Raw genomic sequence first — 18,030 nt, 5'->3', positions numbered from 1 at the left:
GGGGCTGCGGGCCCGGGTGGTGCCCCGGCCCGGTGGTGCCCCGAGCCTGACGCCGTACCGGGCGCGGTACCGCCCCGGGCGCGATGCAGCCCCCGCCCCGGGCGCGATGCGGCCCTGGGCGCGATGCCACCCCGGGCGCGATGCGGCCCCGGGCCTGACGCCGTACCCGGGCGCGGTGCCGCCCCGAGTGCGGTGCCGCCCCGAGTGCGGCGCCGCCCGAGTGCGGCGCCGCCCGAGTGCGGCGCCCTCCCGGGCCCGGTGGGGCCGCGCTCCCAGGTGAGCCGCCCCGCCCGTCAGTCCGGCCTGCCGGCCCCGCGCGTCGGTCCCGCCCGCCCGTCAGTCCCGCGGCCGGGCCGTCGAGCCTCGGAGCACCAGTTCGGAAGGGACCGTCACCGGGCCGCCCGCCGGAGGCTCCTCTGCGCCCATGGCCAGGCGGCCCGCCCTGGCGCCCGCGTCGTGGAGCGGCAGTCGGACGGTCGTGAGGGCCGGGACCGCGTCCACCGAGAAGGGCAGGTCGTCGAAGCCCGCCACCGAGACGTCGTCCGGGATGGACAGACCCCGCTCCCGCAGGGCCGCGCAGACGCCGAGCGCCACCGTGTCGTTGGCGGCGACGACGGCGGTGAGGCCGGGGTCGCGGGTGAGCAGCTCGGCGGTGGCCCTGTAGCCGGCCTCCCGGTCGTAGGGGCCGTGGACCGTCGGGCCCTCGGCGACCCCCGCCGCCGCGAGCGCCGCCCGGTGGCCTTCGAGCCGGTGCCGGGTCGTCGTCCGGTCGGCCGGCCCCGCCACGTACCCGATCCGTCGGTGTCCGAGTCCGAGCAGATGCTCGGTCAGGAGCCGTGCGCCGGTGCGGTTGTCGAAGACGAGCGCCGCCGCGTTCGCGTCGCCCGGCACCGGCGGCCGGCCGCACAGCACCACCCGGGTCCCCGCCTCCGCGAGCTTCGCGAGTTTGCCCGCCGTCGCCGCCAGGTGCTCCGGGTCCTCCAGTGATCCGCCCATGAGGATGACGGCCGCGGCCCGCTGCCGCTGGAGCAGGGTGAGGTAGGTCAGCTCGCGCGCGGGGGAGCCGCCCGTGTTGCAGACGACGGCGAGCTTCTCGCCCCCGGCCCGCCCCGAGGCGACCTCCCCGATCGCGCCCTGCGCCGCGCTCGCCATGATCCCGAAGAAGGGGTCGGCGATGTCGTTGACCAGCACCCCGACCAGGTCGGACGTGGCGGCGGCCAGTGAGCTCGCGGGGCCGTTGAGGACGTAGTCCAGCTCGTCCACCGCCCGCAGGACCCGCTCGCGGGTCGAGGCGGCGACCGGGTAGTTGCCGTTCAGGACCCGGGAGACGGTCGCGGGGGAGACCCGGGCGCGGGCGGCCACGTCCGCCAGGGTGACGGTCATCGTGTGCGTACCTCCGAGGCCCTTGTCCGGCGTGATGTCGGCAGGCTAGCGTCCTCTCAGACAGAAAGCGCTTTCTATCGAGGCGCGGAACGCCGGGGAGAGGAATCTTTCGTGACACGCAGGACAGTCCGCATCGCCATGAACGGCGTCACCGGACGCATGGGCTACCGCCAGCACCTCGTCCGCTCGATCCTCGCCCTGCGCGAACAGGGCGGCCTCAACCTCGGCAACGGCGAGACCCTCTGGCCCGAGCCCGTCCTCGTCGGCCGCCGCGAGCACGCCCTGCGCGCCCTCGCCGAGCGCCACGGCCTCACCGAGTGGTCCACCGACCTCGACGCCGTCCTCGCCGACGACACCGTCGACATCTACTTCGACGCCCAGGTCACCTCCGCCCGCGTCGACGCCCTCACCAAGGCCATCGCCGCCGGCAAGCACATCTACACCGAGAAGCCCACCGCCGCCGACCTCGCCGGCGCCCTGGAGCTCGCCCGGCTCGCCGAGGAGAAGGGCATCAAGCACGGCGTCGTCCAGGACAAGCTCTTCCTCCCCGGCCTGCTCAAGCTCAAGCGGCTCATCGACGGCGGCTTCTTCGGCGAGATCCTGTCCGTGCGCGGCGAGTTCGGCTACTGGGTCTTCGAGGGCGACTGGCAGGACGCCCAGCGCCCCAGCTGGAACTACCGCGCCGAGGACGGCGGCGGCATCGTCGTCGACATGTTCCCGCACTGGGAGTACGTGCTCCACGAGCTCTTCGGCCGGGTCACGAGCGTCACCGCGCACGTCGCCACGCACGTCCCGCGGCGCTGGGACGAGCAGGGCAAGCCGTACGCCGCGACCGCCGACGACGCCGCGTACGGCATCTTCCAGCTGGAGGGCGGGGCCATCGCCCAGATCAACTCCTCCTGGACCGTCCGCGTCAACCGCGACGAACTCGTCGAGTTCCAGGTCGACGGCGTCCACGGCTCCGCCGTCGCCGGGCTCCGCGGCTGCCGCGTCCAGCACCGCTCGGCCACCCCGAAGCCGGTCTGGAACCCCGACATCCCGGTCACCGAGTCCTTCCGCGACCAGTGGCAGGAGGTCCCCGACAACACCGAGTTCGACAACGGCTTCAAGGCCCAGTGGGAGCTCTTCCTGCGGCACGTCACGCTCGGTGAGCCCTACCACTGGGACCTCCTCGCGGGCGCCCGCGGCGTCCAGCTCGCCGAGCTGGGCCTGAGGTCCGCCGCCGAGGGCCGCCGCCTCGACGTCCCGGAGGTCTCCCTGTGATCCGCCTCCCCCGGGCGGGCGGCGGCGTGCACGCGTACGAGCCCCGCACCGAGCCCCTCGCCCTCGCCACGGCCGGCGCCCTGACCTCCCGTACGGTCTTCTCCGCCGCCCACATCGTCGCCGACCCGTACGCCGACACCACCCCCGACTCTCCCCCTGGCTCCGCCGGGGGGACCCCCACCGCCGTCGACTGGGACGCCACCCTCGCCTTCCGCCGCCACCTCTGGTCCCACGGCCTCGGGGTCGCCGAGGCCATGGACACCGCGCAGCGCGGCATGGGCCTCGACTGGACCGGGGCCGCCGAGCTGATCCGCCGCTCCGCCGCCGAGGCGAAGGCCGTGGGCGGGCGGATCGCCTGCGGCGTCGGCACCGACCAACTCACCGGGCCCGCCGACCTGGTGGCGGTCCGCAAGGCCTACGAGGAGCAGCTCGCGCTCGTCGAGGAGACCGGCTCCCAGGCCGTCCTGATGGCCTCCCGCGCCCTCGTCGCCGCCGCGGACGGCCCGGACGACTACCTCGACCTCTACGGCCACCTCCTCCGCCAGGCGAGCGAGCCGGTCGTCCTGCACTGGCTCGGCCCGATGTTCGACCCGGCCCTGGAGGGGTACTGGGGCTCCGCCGACCTCGACGCCGCCACCGAGACCTTCCTCGACGTGATCGCGGCCCACCCCGACAAGGTCGACGGCATCAAGGTCTCCCTCCTCGACGCGCGGCGCGAGGTCGAGCTGCGCCGCCGCCTCCCGGAGGGCGTCCGCTGCTACACGGGCGACGACTTCCACTACCCGGAGCTGATCGCCGGCGACGAACAGGGCTTCAGCCACGCCCTGCTCGGCATCTTCGACCCCCTCGCCCCGCTCGCCGCCGAGGCGGTCCGGACCCTCGACACCGGCGACGTCGCGGGCTTCCGCGCGATCCTCGACCCGACGGTCGACCTCTCCCGGCACCTCTTCCAGACCCCCACCCGCTACTACAAGACGGGCGTCGTCCTCCTCGCCTGGCTCGCCGGCCACCAGGAGCACTTCACGATGGTCGGCGGCCTCCAGTCCGCCCGCTCGCTCCCGCACCTCGCCCGCGCCTACGAACTCGCCGACGGACTCGGCCTGTTCCCCGACCCCGCGCTCGCGGAGTCCCGGATGCGCTCCCTCCTCACGGTGTACGGAGTCCCCGCGTGAACCTCGACCGCTTCTCCGTCAACCAGATGACCGTCAAGCAGCTGGCCCTGCCCGAACTGGTCGCGGAGTGCGTCCGGCTCGGCGTCCCGGGCATCGGCCTGTGGCGCGAGCCCGTCCAGGCGTACGGGGTCGAGGCCGCGGCCGCGCTCGTACGGGACGCGGGCCTCACCGTCACCACCCTCTGCCGGGGCGGCTTCTTCACCGCCGACGACTGGCTCGCGGAGAACCGCGCGGCGATCGACGAGGCCGTGACGCTCGGCACGGACACCCTGGTCCTGGTCTCGGGCGGCCTCACCCCGGCCTGCCCGGACCTGCCGTCCGCCCGCTCCCGGATCACGGAGGCGATAGCCGAACTGGCCCCGTACGCGGGCGAACACGGCATCCGCCTGGCCATCGAACCCCTCCACCCGATGTACGCCTCCGACCGCTGCGCTGTCTCGACCCTGGACCAGGCCCTGGAGATCGCGGAGCGCTTCCCCGCCTCGCAGGTCGGCGTCACGGTCGACACGTACCACCTCTGGTGGGACGACCGCGCCCCGGCGGCGGTGGAACGCGCGGGCGCGACCGGCCGCATCCACTCCTTCCAGCTCGCCGACTGGACCACCCCGCTCCCGGCCGGAGTCCTCAACGGCCGCGGCCAGTTGGGCACGGGCGTGATCGACCTACGAGCCTGGGCGGACCTGCTGGACAAGGCCGGCTACACGGGCCCGGTCGAGGTCGAGCTCTTCAACGACGAGCTGTGGGCGAGGGACGGCGTCGAGGTCCTGGAGGAGACCCTGGACCGCTTCCTGGCGGTCTGACGAACTGCCGAGGCCCCGGTGCGGCGGGGCCGCGGCGAAGGGCTGCCAGGCCGTGCGGGGCCGGGCAGCCGAAGACGTACGAGTTTCCCGGCGGCGCCTACTTCTTGGCGCCGCCCCCCAGCAGGTCACCCAGACCGCCACCACTACCACCGGCCTTCTTCGCGGCGGCGCGCTTGGTGAGTGCGGCGACGACCACCGGGACCAGGATGTCGACGGCGCGGTTGACCGTGGCGGGCGGGAGGCCGGTGCGCTTCGCGACGGCGGTCGCCGCCGGTCTGGCGAGCTTGGCGAGCACCCCGGCCATCAGGCCTCCGGCCGCCAGACCGCCGAGCGTGGCGACCCCCTGGAGCGGCGGCTCGGCCGAGGTGACCTCGTCGACGGCGGCCCGCACCTCGTCCGCGCTGGCCGGCTCGGCCGCCGCCTGGCGCAGCTCGCCGGAGAGCTCGGCCACCGAACTGCCCACGAGCTCCTGCGCACCGCCCGCGTCGGTGCCGAGCAGCCCGGCGATCTCCTGAAGCCGGTCGTCGCCGAGCTCGGTCAGGACCTCGTCCTGGAAGGAAGATTCACTCATGCCGGAAACGCTACTTTTCATCCGGTTTCCCGGCACTCCGGGAAGGGAGTTGTCCCCAGGGCCCGGCGGGGTGTCCGAGGCCTTCGCTACGGTCGGGGCATGTCCAACGAGGGTCGGGGTCCTGCGGTGGTCGAAGGGGTCCTGGAGCGGATCACCTACGCCAACGAGGAGAGCGGGTACACGGTCGCGCGCGTCGACACCGGGCGCGGTGCCGGGGACCTGCTCACGGTCGTCGGCGCGCTGCTCGGCGCCCAGCCGGGGGAGTCGCTGCGGATGGAGGGCCGCTGGGGGTCCCACCCGCAGTACGGCAAGCAGTTCTCCGTCGACAACTACACGACGGTCCTCCCCGCCACGATCCAGGGCATCCGCCGCTACCTCGGCTCCGGCCTCATCAAGGGCATCGGCCCGGTCTTCGCCGACCGCATCACCACGCACTTCGGCCTCGACACCCTCGACATCCTCGAAGAGGCCCCCGCGCGGCTGATCGAGGTGCCGGGCCTGGGCCCCAAGCGCACCGGGAAGATCACCGCCGCCTGGGAGGAGCAGAAGGCGATCAAGGAGGTCATGGTCTTCCTCCAGGGGGTCGGCGTCTCCACCTCCATCGCCGTGCGGATCTACAAGAAGTACGGGGACGCCTCCATCTCCGTCGTGCGGAACCAGCCCTACCGGCTCGCCGCCGACGTCTGGGGCATCGGCTTCCTCACCGCCGACAAGATCGCCCAGGCCGTCGGCATCCCGCACGACAGCCCGGACCGGGTGAAGGCCGGCCTGCAGTACGCCCTGTCGCAGTCCACCGACCAGGGCCACTGCTTCCTGCCCGAGGAGCGGCTGATCGCGGACGCCGTCAAGCTCCTCCAGGTCGACACGGGGCTCGTCATCGAGTGCCTGGCAGAGCTCGCCGAGGACCCCGAGGGGGTCGTACGGGAGCAGGTGCCCGGCCCCGAGGGGGTGCCGGTGACCGCCGTGTACCTGGTGCCCTTCCACCGCGCCGAGCTGTCGCTCGCCGGGCAGCTGGGCCGGCTGCTGCGGGCCGGGGAGGACCGCATGCCGGCCTTCCGGGACGTGGCCTGGGACAAGGCGCTTGCCTGGCTCGCGGAGCGCACCGGGGCCACGCTCGCGCCCGAGCAGGAGGACGCGGTCCGGCTGGCCCTGACCCGGAAGGTCGCGGTCCTCACGGGCGGCCCCGGCTGCGGCAAGTCCTTCACGGTCCGCTCGATCGTGGAGCTGGCCCGCGCCAAGCGGGCCAAGGTCGTCCTCGCCGCCCCCACCGGGCGGGCCGCCAAGCGGCTCGCCGAGCTGACCGGCGCCGAGGCCTCCACCGTCCACCGGCTCCTGGAGCTCAAGCCGGGCGGGGACGCGGCCTACGACCGCGACCGGCCGCTCGACGCCGACCTGGTCGTCGTCGACGAGGCCTCCATGCTCGACCTGCTCCTGGCGAACAAGCTGGTCAAGGCGGTGGCACCCGGTGCCCACCTGCTCCTCGTGGGGGACGTGGACCAGCTCCCCTCGGTCGGCGCCGGCGAGGTGCTCGGCGACCTGCTCGCCCCCGGCAGCCCCGTCCCCGCCGTGCGGCTGACCCGGATCTTCCGGCAGGCCCAGCAGTCCGGGGTCGTCACCAACGCGCACCGGATCAACGCCGGCACCCCGCCCCTCACCCAGGGCCTGCCGGACTTCTTCCTCTTCGCCGAGGAGGAGACCGAGGACGCCGCCCGGGTCGCCGTGGAGGTCGCGGCCCGGCGCATTCCGGCCAAGTTCGGCCTCGACCCGCGCCGGGACGTCCAGGTCCTGGCCCCCATGCACCGCGGCCCGGCGGGCGCGGGCGCGCTCAACGGCCTGCTCCAGCAGGCGATTACCCCGGCCCGCCCCGATCTGGCGGAGAAGCGGTTCGGCGGCCGGGTCTTCCGGGTAGGCGACAAAGTGACGCAGATCAGGAACAACTACGACAAGGGTGCGAACGGTGTCTTCAACGGCACGGTCGGCGTCGTCACCGCCCTCGATCCCGTCGAGCAGCGGCTGACCGTGCGGACGGACGAGGACGAGGAGGTGCCCTACGACTTCGACGAGCTGGACGAACTGGCCCACGCGTACGCGGTCACCATCCACCGCTCGCAGGGCAGCGAGTATCCGGCGGTGGTGATCCCGGTCACCATGAGCGCCTGGATGATGCTTCAGCGGAACCTGCTCTACACGGCCGTGACCCGCGCCAAGAAGCTCGTCGTGCTGGTCGGTTCCCGCCGGGCGATCGCCCAGGCGGTCCGGACGGTCTCGGCGGGCAGACGCTTTACCGCACTGTCCCATCGCCTCACAGGTGAGGCTCCCGTGTCGACTGCTCGGCCCTTGCCGGGCTGAGCTTGCAGGTGGAGCGCGACTGGCTGTCGCGTGGTCCCCTGCGTCCGGAATCAGCGCGTGCTGGTTCTGGGGCGGTTGACTGCGCCCCGCTTCCACGCGGCTTCGCCTCGGTGGGCGATGTTGCGGGAGCCGTTGTGGTCCGCGTGCATGACGATCCCGCAGGACCGGCAGACGAACCGTGCTTGAGTCACCCTGTTCGTGCGATGGGTGTGCCAGCACTCCGAGCACTGGCGGGAGGTGTTGCGCGGGTCCACGAAGACCACGGGCACCCCCGCCCGGCGTGCCTTGTACTCGACGAACGCGCCGAGCTGGGCGAACGCCCAGGAGTGCAGTCGTGCCCGCTGGTCCTTCTTGGCCGTAACCCTCTGCCGGATACCCGAGAGATCTTCCAGGGCGATCCCGCGCGAGGTGCGTTCAGCGGTGGCGACGAGCTGTTTGGCGATGATGTGGTTCTGATTCGCGGCATGCCGGGCCTCCCGGCGGCGCACGCGCTTCAAGACCCGCTTGGCGGACTTGGTGCGCTTCTTCTGGAGTTTGTCCCGCAGTTCGCGGTGCCGCTCGCGGTAGCGGTTGAGCCCGCGGCCGGCCATGATCTCGCCGTCCGAGGTGGTGGCGATGTTCACGATGCCGAGGTCCACACCGAGGAAGCCGTCCGGTTCGAAGGCTTCGGCCTCGGGCAGGTCGATGGTGGCGATCAAGAAGAACATGCCGTCCCGCACCATCAGATCCGACTCGCCTCTGCGGGAGGCCAGAAGCTTGAGCGCGTGATCTGAGCAGACGAACGGGATGTGCTTGATCCGCCCTGCGAGAGTCCAGATCGACACCGTGCGGGCATTGAGGTTCCACGTCAGGATGCGGTCATCGAACGGCTGGGCGGCTTCCTCACGGAAGACGATTGGCTTCGACTCCGCCCGGAGGCGGCTCTTGGAGCCATCCCGGCCGAGGTTCCCAGCCTTGATGTTCGCCCTCAAGGCGGCGTAGGCGTCGCAGACCTTCTTCACGACCCGCACAGCGGGCTGCGCCCCGAGGTCGTAGTCCGCCTTCAGGGCGAAGTACACCTCCTTCTGCAACACGTTCCGCCGCTTGAGGTCCTTGGCGAACGCCACCTCGGAAGTATGGTTCGCGGCTCGGTTGCAGGCACGCAGGGTCGCCGCCAGCGCGTCCGCGTCATGAGCGGACGCAGGCAACAACTTCACCTGCGCGACAATCTTCACGCAAAACACGCTAGTACGATCGACCATAGGAGAGCAACTTGCCCTGGAGCCCACCGAAGCGGGCTTCGCTGACGCATGGCTTCCCTCGGCAGAAGATGGGTGAAAGATCACGCAGGACTTCCGGAACCGGGGCGAAGGGGGCAGGATGTGAAGGTTGGCGGCACTGAGTGCCGCCGATTGGCCCAATGGTCGACCCCGAGTGCACTCTCCTGAGCCAAATGGGGGATGGTAGAGACAGTCAGGGCACCTCGAAGAAGAGGCACTACGTCGGTGAGGGATGACGTGAGCGACAACTCTGTAGTACTGCGGTACGCGGACGGTGAATACACCTACCCGGTGGTCGAGAGCACCGTCGGCGACAAGGGCTTCGACATCGGGAAACTCCGAGCCCAGACCGGTCTGGTCACCCTGGACAGCGGATACGGCAACACCGCCGCCTATAAATCCGCGATCACCTACCTCGATGGTGAGCAGGGGATTCTGCGGTACCGCGGCTACCCCATCGAGCAGCTGGCCGAGCGCTCCACCTTCCTTGAGGTGGCGTACCTGCTGATCAACGGCGAGCTTCCCAAGGTCGACGAGCTGTCGACCTTCAAGAACGAGATCACGCAGCACACGCTGGTCCACGAGGACGTCAAGAACTTCTTCCGTGGCTTCCCGCGGGACGCCCACCCGATGGCGATGCTGTCGTCGGTGGTCTCCGCGCTGTCCACCTTCTACCAGGACAGCCACAACCCGTTCGACGAGAAGCAGCGCCACCTTTCGACGATCCGGCTGCTCGCCAAGCTGCCGACGATCGCGGCGTACGCGTACAAGAAGTCGATCGGTCACCCGTTCGTCTACCCGCGTAACGACCTCGGCTACGTCGAGAACTTCCTGCGCATGACCTTCTCGGTCCCGGCCCAGGAGTACGAGCTCGACCCGGTCGTCGTCTCCGCGCTCGACAAGCTGCTGATCCTGCACGCGGACCACGAGCAGAACTGCTCGACCTCCACCGTGCGTCTGGTCGGCTCCTCGCAGGCGAACATGTTCGCCTCGATCTCCGCCGGCATCTCGGCCCTGTGGGGCCCGCTGCACGGTGGCGCCAACCAGTCGGTCCTGGAGATGCTGGAAGGCATCCAGGCCAACGGCGGCGATGTCGACTCCTTCATCCGCAAGGTGAAGAACAAGGAGGACGGCGTCCGCCTGATGGGCTTCGGCCACCGGGTGTACAAGTCCTTCGACCCGCGCGCCAAGATCATCAAGGCTGCGGCGCACGATGTCCTCTCCGCGCTCGGCAAGGACGACGCGCTCCTGGACATCGCGCTCAAGCTGGAGGAGCACGCGCTCTCCGACGAGTACTTCGTCTCGCGCAACCTCTACCCGAACGTGGACTTCTACACGGGCCTGATCTACCGCGCCATGGGCTTCCCGACCGAGATGTTCACCGTGCTCTTCGCGCTCGGCCGCCTTCCCGGCTGGATCGCCCAGTGGCACGAGATGATCAAGGAGCCCGGCTCCCGCATCGGCCGCCCGCGCCAGATCTACACGGGCGAGGTCCTGCGCGACTTCGTCCCGGTCGAGGCCCGCTAGGGCCTCAGGGACCCGGTTGCGCCCCGGAGGCGAACCGAGCCTCAAAGAAGTGAGAGAAGCGCCCCGCCGCCGATCCCCCCACGGGTCGACGGTCGGGGCGCTTCCCATATCCCCCGGTGCGGATTCCCCCCACGGGATCCGGGCCGGGCGTCTGCCGGCGTCAGCAGAAGCTGCGCGGGTCGGGCGCACGCGGTCTGCCGGGGTACGTACGGGAGGGCCGCTCAAAGCTCCCCGGTGCACGTGCCCCGGCCAACGCTTGCCTAGGGACGTCCCCCAAGACATCCCATGAACGTCCCCCAAGACGTTCTCGGCATCGCCCACTTAGACTCGCGAACAGCCCAGATGGTTACCCCCCAATATCTGTGATCTAGATCTCTTTGTGAAGGTCCTGTGCGTCACGTGTAGGTCAAGTCACGTGAAGCGCCGCAGTCGCAGGCTGTTGGATACGACGAACACGGACGAAAAGGCCATCGCGAGGCCCGCGATCATCGGGTTGAGCAGTCCGGCCGCCGCCAGGGGCAGGGCGGCCACGTTGTAGCCGAAGGCCCAGGCGAGGTTGCCCTTGATCGTCGCCAGGGTGCGGCGGGAGAGCCGGATGGCGTCCGCCGCGACGCGGAGGTCGCCGCGGACCAGGGTCAGGTCGCTCGCCTCGATCGCCGCGTCCGTGCCCGTGCCCATCGCGAGGCCGAGGTCCGCGGTGGCGAGGGCCGCGGCGTCGTTGACCCCGTCGCCGACCATCGCGACCGTCCCGCCCTCGTCCTGGAGCCGCCGGATCACCCCGGCCTTCTCCTCGGGCAGCACGCCCGCGATCACCTCGTCGATGCCGACCTCCGCCGCGACGGCCTCCGCGACCGCCCGGTGGTCGCCGGTGAGCAGGATGGGGCGGAGCCCCAGGCCGCGCAGCCGGGCGACCGCCTCGGCGCTGGTGTCCTTGACGGTGTCGGCGACGGTCAGGGAGCCGCGGGCGACGCCGTCCCAGGCGACGTGGACGGCGCCCGGCTCCGCCTCGGGCACGTCGACGCCCTCGGCCGCGAGGAGGGCGGCGCGGCCGGCGAGGACCAGGTGGCCGTCGACGGAGCCGCGCACGCCGAGGCCGGGGACGTTCTCGAAGGTCTTCGGTGTGGGGAGCTCGCCGCACCGCTCGGCGGCGGCGGCCGCGATCGCGCGGGCGACCGGGTGCTCGGAGGAGTGCTCCAGGGCGCCCGCGAGCCGCAGCAGCTCGGTCTCGTCGGTGCTGTCGGTGCCGTACTTCCCGCCGTACACGTGCACGCCGACCAGCCGCATGCGGCCGGTGGTGACCGTGCCCGTCTTGTCGAGGACGACGGTGTCGACGCGGCGGGTGGACTCCAGGACCTCGGGGCCCTTGATGAGGATGCCGAGCTGGGCGCCGCGGCCGGTGCCGACCATCAGCGCGGTCGGGGTCGCGAGGCCCAGGGCGCAGGGGCAGGCGATGATCAGGACGGCGACGGCGGCGGTGAACGAGGCGGTCGGGTCGTCCGTGAGCAGGAGCCAGGTGACGAGGGTGGCGAGCGCGACGAGGAGTACCGCCGGGACGAAGACGGCGGAGATCCGGTCGGCGAGCCGCTGCACCTCGGCCTTGCCGTTCTGGGCGTCCTCGACGAGCTTGGCCATCCGGGCGAGCCGGGTGTCGGCGCCGACGGCGGCGGCCCGGACGACGAGCCGGCCCGAGACGTTGACGCAGCCGCCGGTGACCTCGGAGCCCTCGGTGACGTCCAGCGGCATCGACTCGCCGGTGAGCAGGGACGCGTCGACGGCGGATGCGCCCGTGGTGACGGTGCCGTCGGTGGCGATCTTCTCCCCGGGGCGTACGACGAAGAGGTCGCCGGCCCGCAGCTCCGCGACCGGGATCCGTACCTCCGTGGTCCCGCGCAGGACGGCCACGTCCTTGGCGCCGAGCTCCATGAGGGCCCGCAGGGCGGCGCCCGCCTTCCGCTTGGCGCGGGCCTCCAGGTAGCGCCCGAGCAGGATGAAGGTGACGACTCCGGCGGCGACCTCCAGGTAGATCGCGGAGGAGGCGTGGGCGCGGTCGGCGGTGAGGTCGAAGCCGTGGCGCATGCCGGGCATGCCGGCGTCGCCGAGGAAGAGGGCCCAGAGCGACCAGCCGTAGGCGGCGAGGGTGCCGACCGAGACGAGGGTGTCCATGGTGGCGGCGCCGTGTCTGGCGTTGGTCCAGGCGGCCCGGTGGAAGGGCAGCCCGCCCCAGACGACGACGGGGGAGGCGAGGGTGAGCGAGAGCCACTGCCAGTTGTCGAACTGGAGCGAGGGCACCATGGCGAGCAGGACCACGGGTGCGGCGAGGAGCGCCGAGACGGTGAGCCGCTGCCGGAGGCCGGCGAGCTCGGGTTCCTCTTCGGGCTTCCCGACGGGCTCGGGCTCCGGTGGGAGGGGTTCCTCGGCGGTGTAGCCGGTCTTCACGACGGTGGCGATCAGCTCGTCGACGCCGACGTGCGGCGCGTGTTCGACGTGCGCCTTCTCCGTGGCGTAGTTGACGGTGGCGGTGACGCCGTCCATCCGGTTGAGCTTCTTCTCGACGCGGGCGGCGCAGGAGGCGCAGGTCATCCCGCCGATCGTCAGCTCGGTGACGGTGGTGCCGGTCATGATGCGGTTCCAAACGGGAGCAGGGCCGTACGGGACAACGGTACGGCCCTGCGATGTCTGTTCCGGTGCGGGTCTGTTCCGGTGCGGGTCAGACCAGTTCGTAGCCGGCCTCGTCCACGGCGGCGGCCACGGCCTCGCGGTCGAGGGCGGTGTCGGAGACGACGGTGACCTCGCCGGTCTTGGCGACGGCGGTGACCGAGGAGACGCCGGGGAGCTCGGAGATCTCACTGGAGACCGCGCCCTCGCAGTGGCCGCAGGTCATGCCCTTGACCTGGTAGACGGTGGTGAGTTCGGTCTTCGTCTCTGCGGTCATGGCGCTCTCCTCCTGGATGCGAGTCCTTACGGAACCCGATTATACCCCTAGGGGGTATAATCGGGTGCGTGTCCGGCTCGCGTCGTGCGAGTGATCTCAGCCACCCGAGCCCCACCAGTGTCACAAGGACGAGCCCGCCCACCGAGAACAGGGTGAAGAGATGCTCCTGCTGCGAGGTGGGCTGCGGAATGTACCCCTGGGCGAAGAGCGAGCGGTCGAGGTCGGCGGCCGTCATCCGCAGCACCAGCCAGAGCGCGATCCCGCGCATCGAGTCCCACGGTGCGTGTTCTCCAAGTCCCTCCGCCGACAGGTCATCTGGCCGGAGCTTATGGTAAATACCCGTTATGTCGCATTCGGGGAGCACGCTGATCCTGATCATGGCGATCGCCGTCCTGGCGCCGCTGCTCGCCTACGGGGTCGGGCGCAGGCTTCCCGTACCCCTCGTCATCTTCGAGATCCTCCTCGGCATCCTCATCGGCCCCGACGTCCTGGACTGGGCCCGCCCCGACGCGCTGATCGACGGCCTCTCGCAGCTCGGCCTCACCATGCTGATCTTCCTGGCGGGGTACGAGATCGAGTTCGGCAAGGTCCGCGGCGACACCCTCAGGCGCGCGGTCTGGTCCTGGGTCGCCGCCCTCGCCCTCGGGCTCGGCACCGGGATCCTGCTGGGTGGCGGTTACGCCAAGGGCGTCTTCATCGGGGTGGCGCTGACCAGCACCGCGCTCGGCACCGTCCTGCCCGTGCTGCGGGACGCGGGCGCGCTCCACGGCCGGTTCGGCTCGGTCGTCATGGCCTTCGGCGCGGTGGGCGAGTTCGGGCCGATCATCGCGATGGCGCTGCTGCTCAGCGGGCGCGCCGCGGCCGAGTCGGCGGTGCTCCTCGGCGTCTTCGCCGCGCTCACGGCCGCGGCCGTCTTCTGGGCGCTGCGCCCGCGCCCGCCGTGGTTCTCCCGGATCATCGCCAAGACCCTGCACAGCAGCGGCCAGTTCGCCGTCCGCTTCGTCTTCCTGGTGCTCGCCCTGATGCTGGGGGCCTCGACGGCGCTGGGGCTCGACGTGCTGCTCGGTGCCTTCGCGGCCGGTCTCATCACCCGGCTCGTGCTGACCGGCGCCGCGCCCGAGTCGGGCCCGGAGATCCTGGAGAAGGTCGAAGGCGTCGGCTTCGGCTTCCTCGTCCCGGTCTTCTTCGTCGTCACCGGGATCGAGTTCGACCTGGACTCGCTCCTCTCCGGCGGCCGCACCCTGCTCCTGCTGCCGGTGTTCCTGCTGCTCTTCCTGCTCGTGCGCGGCGGGCCGATCTGGTTCCTCGCCCCGCGCGACCTCGACCGCAGGGACCGGGGCGGGCTCGTCCTCTACGGCTCCACCGCGCTGCCGCTCGTCGTCGCGATCACGACCATCGGCGTGGACGACCACGAGCTGTCGGCCGGTGACGCGGCGGCGCTCGTCGGGGCCGGCATGGTCTCCGTCCTCGTCTTCCCGCTGCTCGCGCTGAAGCTGCGTGCGGGGGCGGGGGAGAAGGCGCTGCCCTCCGAGGCGGTCAGGGGTTCCGAGACGTGGTGAGTCCGGCATCGGCGGCCGCGACGGCGCGGGCCGCGGTGGCGCCGGCCATGAGGGCGCCCTCGCCGATGACCGGGTCCAGGTAGCGCAGGAGGACCTGCTTCAGCTCGGCGATCGTGGCGTCCCGCTCGGGCCCCTCGGGGGCGGCGAGGACCAGGTGGAGGCCGCCCTTGAAGACCGCGAAGGCCATGTCCGCGACCCGGACGCAGTCCGCGGGCGGGCTGTCCGGGAGGTAGTGGGCGATCAGCACGCGGACCCGCTCTATCAACGAGGCGTGCAGGGCGTCGTGCTCCTCCGCGATCCGGCCGGGGGTCTCGGAGCCGTGCATCAGGGCGAGGAAGACCGGGTTGGCGCAGTTGAACGCGATCAGCGGGTCGACGACCGCGTCGAGCAGCTCGGGCAGCGGCAGGGCCAGGTTCTCCGGGGTGAAGGCCTGGCCGTGGGCCTCGCGCATCTCGTGCATGAGGCGGCCGCCGAGCTCGACGGCGATCGCCTCCTTGTTCGGGAAGTACTGGTAGAGCGTGCCGGGCGAGACGTGCGCCTCGCGGGCGATCGCGTTGGTGCTGGCCGCCGTGTACCCGTTCGCGCAGAAGACGTTCGCCGCGGCCTGGAGCAGCTGCGTGATGCGGCGCTCACCGCGCGCCTGACGGCGGCGCGGCTTCGGGTCCTCGGGCATCTCGGGCTTCTCGGACATGACTGTCCCCAGCTCTCCTTGTGGCGCGTTTGACAAATGCGAGAGGTCGCTCGCATTCTAAGGAAACGCGAGCGATCACTCGTGTTTGTCATTCTATGGCAATGGGCGACCCATGTGACCTGCCGGGAAGCGCGCACATGGGTCAGGTGAAGGGGACACCGCGTCATGGCCGAAGTCAAGAAATCAGCACCCGGCGGGGGTACGGTCGGCGGGTGGACGCGGTTCGTCACCGCCCGGCCGCGCCTCACGCTCCTCGTGGCGCTCGTACTCACCGCCCTCGCCGTCCTGGCGGGCGGCGGCGTCGCGGACCGGATGGGCAGCGGCGGCTGGGAGGACCCGGCCGCCGAGTCCACGTACGCGACGGAGGCGCTGGCCCGGGAGTTCCCCGGCTCCCAGCCCAACCTGCTGCTCCTCGTCGACACCGACGCCGCCGGAAAGGCGGGGGCCGCCGCGGTCGACGACCCCGCCGTCGTCGCCGAGGCTCGGAAGCTCGCCGAGCGGCTCGACGCCGAGCCGGGCGTCGACGGCGTCGGCTCGTACTGGTCCACCGGCTCGCCCGCCCTCCGCTCCGAGGACGGCCGCCAGGCGGTGATCGCCGCCCGGATCGCCGGCGAGGAGAAGGACGCCGCTGCGATCCTCGACCGGATCGCCCCCGAGTACCGGGGCACGCACGGACCCGTCGAGGTCACCCTCGGCGGCGGACTCGCCGTCCGCCACGAGATGCAGGTGATCATCCAGGAGGACCTGCTGAGGGCCGAGCTCATCGCCCTGCCCCTCACCCTCGTCCTCCTCGTCATGGTCTTCGGCAGCGCCGTCGCCGCCCTGCTGCCGCTTGGCGTCGGCATCGTCGCCATCCTCGGCACCAACGCCGTCCTGCGCGGCATCACCGAGTTCACGGACGTCTCGGTCTTCGCACAGAACCTGACGACCGCCCTCGGGCTCGGACTCGCCATCGACTACGCCCTGTTCGTCGTCCGCCGCTACCGCGAGGAGCTCGCCGCCGGGGCCGACACGTACACCGCCGTCCGCACCACCCTGCGCACGGCGGGACGGACCGTGCTGTTCTCCGCGCTGACCGTCGCCGTCTCGCTCTCCGCGATGCTCGTCTTCCCGCAGTACTTCCTGCGCTCCTTCGCCTACGCCGGGATCGCCGTCGTCGTCCTCGCCGCACTCGCCGCGCTCACCCTGCTCCCGGCGGCCCTCGTGCTGCTCGGCGACCGGGTCAACGCCCTGGACCTGCGCCGCCTCCTCCGACGCGCCCGCCCGCCCCGCGAGGACACCGACGGGTCCGGCTGGGCCCGGGTCGCCGACCTCGTGATGCGCCGCGCGCCCGTCTTCGCCGTCGCCACCGCCGCCGGTCTCGTCCTCCTCGGACTGCCCTTCCTCGGCGTGAAGTTCGGCACCGCCGACGACCGCCAGCTCCCCGTCACCGCCACCTCCCGGGTCGTCCAGGACCAGCTCCGCGACGGCTTCCCCGGCAACCCCGGCGGCGGGCTCACCGTCCTCGCCGAAGGGGAGGCCACCCCCGCCCAGTACGAGGCCTTCCGCGCGCGGATCTCCACCATCGAGGGCGTCGGCCGGGCCGACGGCCCCGTCACCGCGGGCGGCGGCGCCGGCCAGGCCTACTTCACCGTCGTGCCCGAGGGCGAGACCGTCGGCCCCGGCGCCCAACGGGTCGTGAGCGAACTCCGGGCCGCGCCCGCGCCCTTCGAGACCTCCGTCACCGGACAGGCCGCCGTCCTCGTCGACTCCAAGGACGCCCTCGCCGAACGGCTGCCCTGGGCGGCGGCGATCGTCGTCCTCGCCACCCTGCTCCTCGTCTTCCTGCTCACCGGCAGCGTGATCGTCCCCCTCCAGGCCGTCCTCCTCAACGCCCTCAGCCTCACGGCGATGTTCGGCGCGGTCGTCTGGGTCTTCCAGGAGGGCCACCTCGCCGGACTCCTCGGCTTCACCTCCACCGGCGACATCGAGACCACCCTGCCCGTGCTCATGTTCTGCGTGGCCTTCGGCCTCTCCATGGACTACGGCGTCTTCCTGCTCTCCCGCGTCAAGGAGGAGTACGACGCCACCGGCGACCACGAGCACTCCGTCCGCTTCGGCCTGCGCCGCACCGGCGGTCTGATCACCGCCGCCGCCGTGATCCTCGCCGTCGTCATGGTCGCGATCGGCACCTCACGGGTCACCAACACCAAGATGCTCGGCCTCGGCGTCGCCCTCGCCGTCCTCATGGACGCGATGGTGGTCCGCAGCCTCCTCGTCCCCTCCGTGATGAAGCTGACCGGCCGCTTCACCTGGTGGGCCCCGAAGCCGCTGCGCCGCTTCCACGACCGCTTCGGCGTCAGCGAGTCGGACGCCCCGGCCCCGGCCGCGCCACCGGCCGGGACCGAGGCCGACCGGAAGGAGTACAGCTCCGCGCTCTGACGCGATGACGCGATGACGCGATGACGCGATGACGCGATGACGCGATGACGCGATGACGCGATGACGCGATGACGCGGTGACGCGGTGACGCGACACGCCAGGA

General features: G+C 71.7%; 13 protein-coding genes. 7 read left to right on the top strand and 6 right to left on the bottom strand.

Annotated features, from left to right (window positions below):
* Positions 1-336: 336 nt before the first annotated feature.
* A complete protein-coding gene (locus SGA01_RS39475) occupies positions 337-1,383 on the bottom strand; it encodes a LacI family DNA-binding transcriptional regulator (RefSeq protein ID WP_141303136.1) in 1,047 nt (348 codons plus the stop codon).
* 111 nt (positions 1,384-1,494) lie between these two features.
* On the opposite strand from SGA01_RS39475, the gene SGA01_RS39470 reads away from it, so the two are divergent.
* Genes SGA01_RS39470 through SGA01_RS39460 form a run of 3 tightly spaced genes read left to right on the top strand, consistent with a single transcriptional unit; the run spans position 1,495 to position 4,618 of the window.
* The gene (locus tag SGA01_RS39470) at positions 1,495-2,646 is read left to right on the top strand and encodes a Gfo/Idh/MocA family protein (RefSeq protein ID WP_141303134.1); all 1,152 of its coding nucleotides are present in this window, start codon (positions 1,495-1,497) and stop codon (positions 2,644-2,646) included.
* Positions 2,643-3,818 carry a dihydrodipicolinate synthase family protein gene (locus SGA01_RS39465; RefSeq protein ID WP_141303132.1) on the top strand — a complete coding sequence of 392 codons (1,176 nt, stop codon included), beginning with the start codon at positions 2,643-2,645 and terminating at the stop codon, positions 3,816-3,818. The genes SGA01_RS39470 and SGA01_RS39465 overlap by 4 nt, the downstream gene beginning before the upstream one ends.
* Positions 3,819-3,844: 26 nt before the next feature.
* Complete coding sequence (locus SGA01_RS39460) at positions 3,845-4,618, top strand: sugar phosphate isomerase/epimerase family protein (protein WP_167534295.1); 774 nt, start codon at positions 3,845-3,847, stop codon at positions 4,616-4,618.
* 97 nt (positions 4,619-4,715) lie between these two features.
* On the opposite strand, the gene SGA01_RS39455 is transcribed toward SGA01_RS39460, so the two are convergent.
* Positions 4,716-5,189 (bottom strand): DUF937 domain-containing protein, encoded by a 474-nt coding sequence (locus SGA01_RS39455; protein ID WP_141303128.1) that lies wholly within the window; start codon positions 5,187-5,189, stop codon positions 4,716-4,718.
* A 99-nt stretch (positions 5,190-5,288) separates the two neighbouring features.
* On the opposite strand from SGA01_RS39455, the gene recD2 reads away from it, so the two are divergent.
* The gene (gene recD2, locus SGA01_RS39450; RefSeq protein WP_141303126.1) at positions 5,289-7,538 is read left to right on the top strand and encodes an SF1B family DNA helicase RecD2; all 2,250 of its coding nucleotides are present in this window, start codon (positions 5,289-5,291) and stop codon (positions 7,536-7,538) included.
* Positions 7,539-7,588: 50 nt separating this feature from the next.
* On the opposite strand, the gene SGA01_RS39445 is transcribed toward recD2, so the two are convergent.
* Positions 7,589-8,752 (bottom strand): RNA-guided endonuclease InsQ/TnpB family protein, encoded by a 1,164-nt coding sequence (locus tag SGA01_RS39445; RefSeq protein WP_141303124.1) that lies wholly within the window; start codon positions 8,750-8,752, stop codon positions 7,589-7,591.
* A gap of 282 nt (positions 8,753-9,034) precedes the next feature.
* Between SGA01_RS39445 and SGA01_RS39440 the strand changes: the two genes are divergently transcribed.
* Positions 9,035-10,324: a citrate synthase gene (locus SGA01_RS39440; RefSeq protein ID WP_055643377.1), complete on the top strand. Its 1,290-nt coding sequence runs from the start codon at positions 9,035-9,037 to the stop codon at positions 10,322-10,324.
* 411 nt (positions 10,325-10,735) lie between these two features.
* Here SGA01_RS39440 and SGA01_RS39435 read toward each other — a convergent pair whose 3' ends face one another.
* Positions 10,736-12,943, bottom strand: a complete 2,208-nt coding sequence (locus SGA01_RS39435; protein ID WP_141303122.1) for a heavy metal translocating P-type ATPase — start codon at positions 12,941-12,943, stop codon at positions 10,736-10,738.
* 88 nt (positions 12,944-13,031) lie between these two features.
* Positions 13,032-13,256, bottom strand: coding sequence for a heavy-metal-associated domain-containing protein (locus SGA01_RS39430; RefSeq protein WP_055646276.1), 225 nt, complete (start codon positions 13,254-13,256; stop codon positions 13,032-13,034).
* A 344-nt stretch (positions 13,257-13,600) separates the two neighbouring features.
* On the opposite strand from SGA01_RS39430, the gene SGA01_RS39420 reads away from it, so the two are divergent.
* Positions 13,601-14,815, top strand: coding sequence for a cation:proton antiporter (locus tag SGA01_RS39420; RefSeq protein ID WP_141303120.1), 1,215 nt, complete (start codon positions 13,601-13,603; stop codon positions 14,813-14,815).
* Here the strand turns inward: SGA01_RS39420 and SGA01_RS39415 are convergent.
* Positions 14,793-15,506 carry a TetR/AcrR family transcriptional regulator gene (locus tag SGA01_RS39415; RefSeq protein WP_141303118.1) on the bottom strand — a complete coding sequence of 238 codons (714 nt, stop codon included), beginning with the start codon at positions 15,504-15,506 and terminating at the stop codon, positions 14,793-14,795. The genes SGA01_RS39420 and SGA01_RS39415 overlap by 23 nt on opposite strands.
* A 165-nt stretch (positions 15,507-15,671) precedes the next feature.
* Between SGA01_RS39415 and SGA01_RS39410 the strand changes: the two genes are divergently transcribed.
* Positions 15,672-17,927, top strand: coding sequence for an MMPL family transporter (locus SGA01_RS39410; RefSeq protein ID WP_141303116.1), 2,256 nt, complete (start codon positions 15,672-15,674; stop codon positions 17,925-17,927).
* The last annotated feature ends 103 nt before the right edge of the window (positions 17,928-18,030 follow it).

It is taken from the genome of Streptomyces gardneri, from assembly GCF_006539185.1.
In the GTDB taxonomy this organism is placed as follows: domain Bacteria; phylum Actinomycetota; class Actinomycetes; order Streptomycetales; family Streptomycetaceae; genus Streptomyces; species Streptomyces gardneri.
Note: the sequence above shows the minus strand (reverse complement) of the source record. Positions and strands in the feature narration are given on the sequence as shown.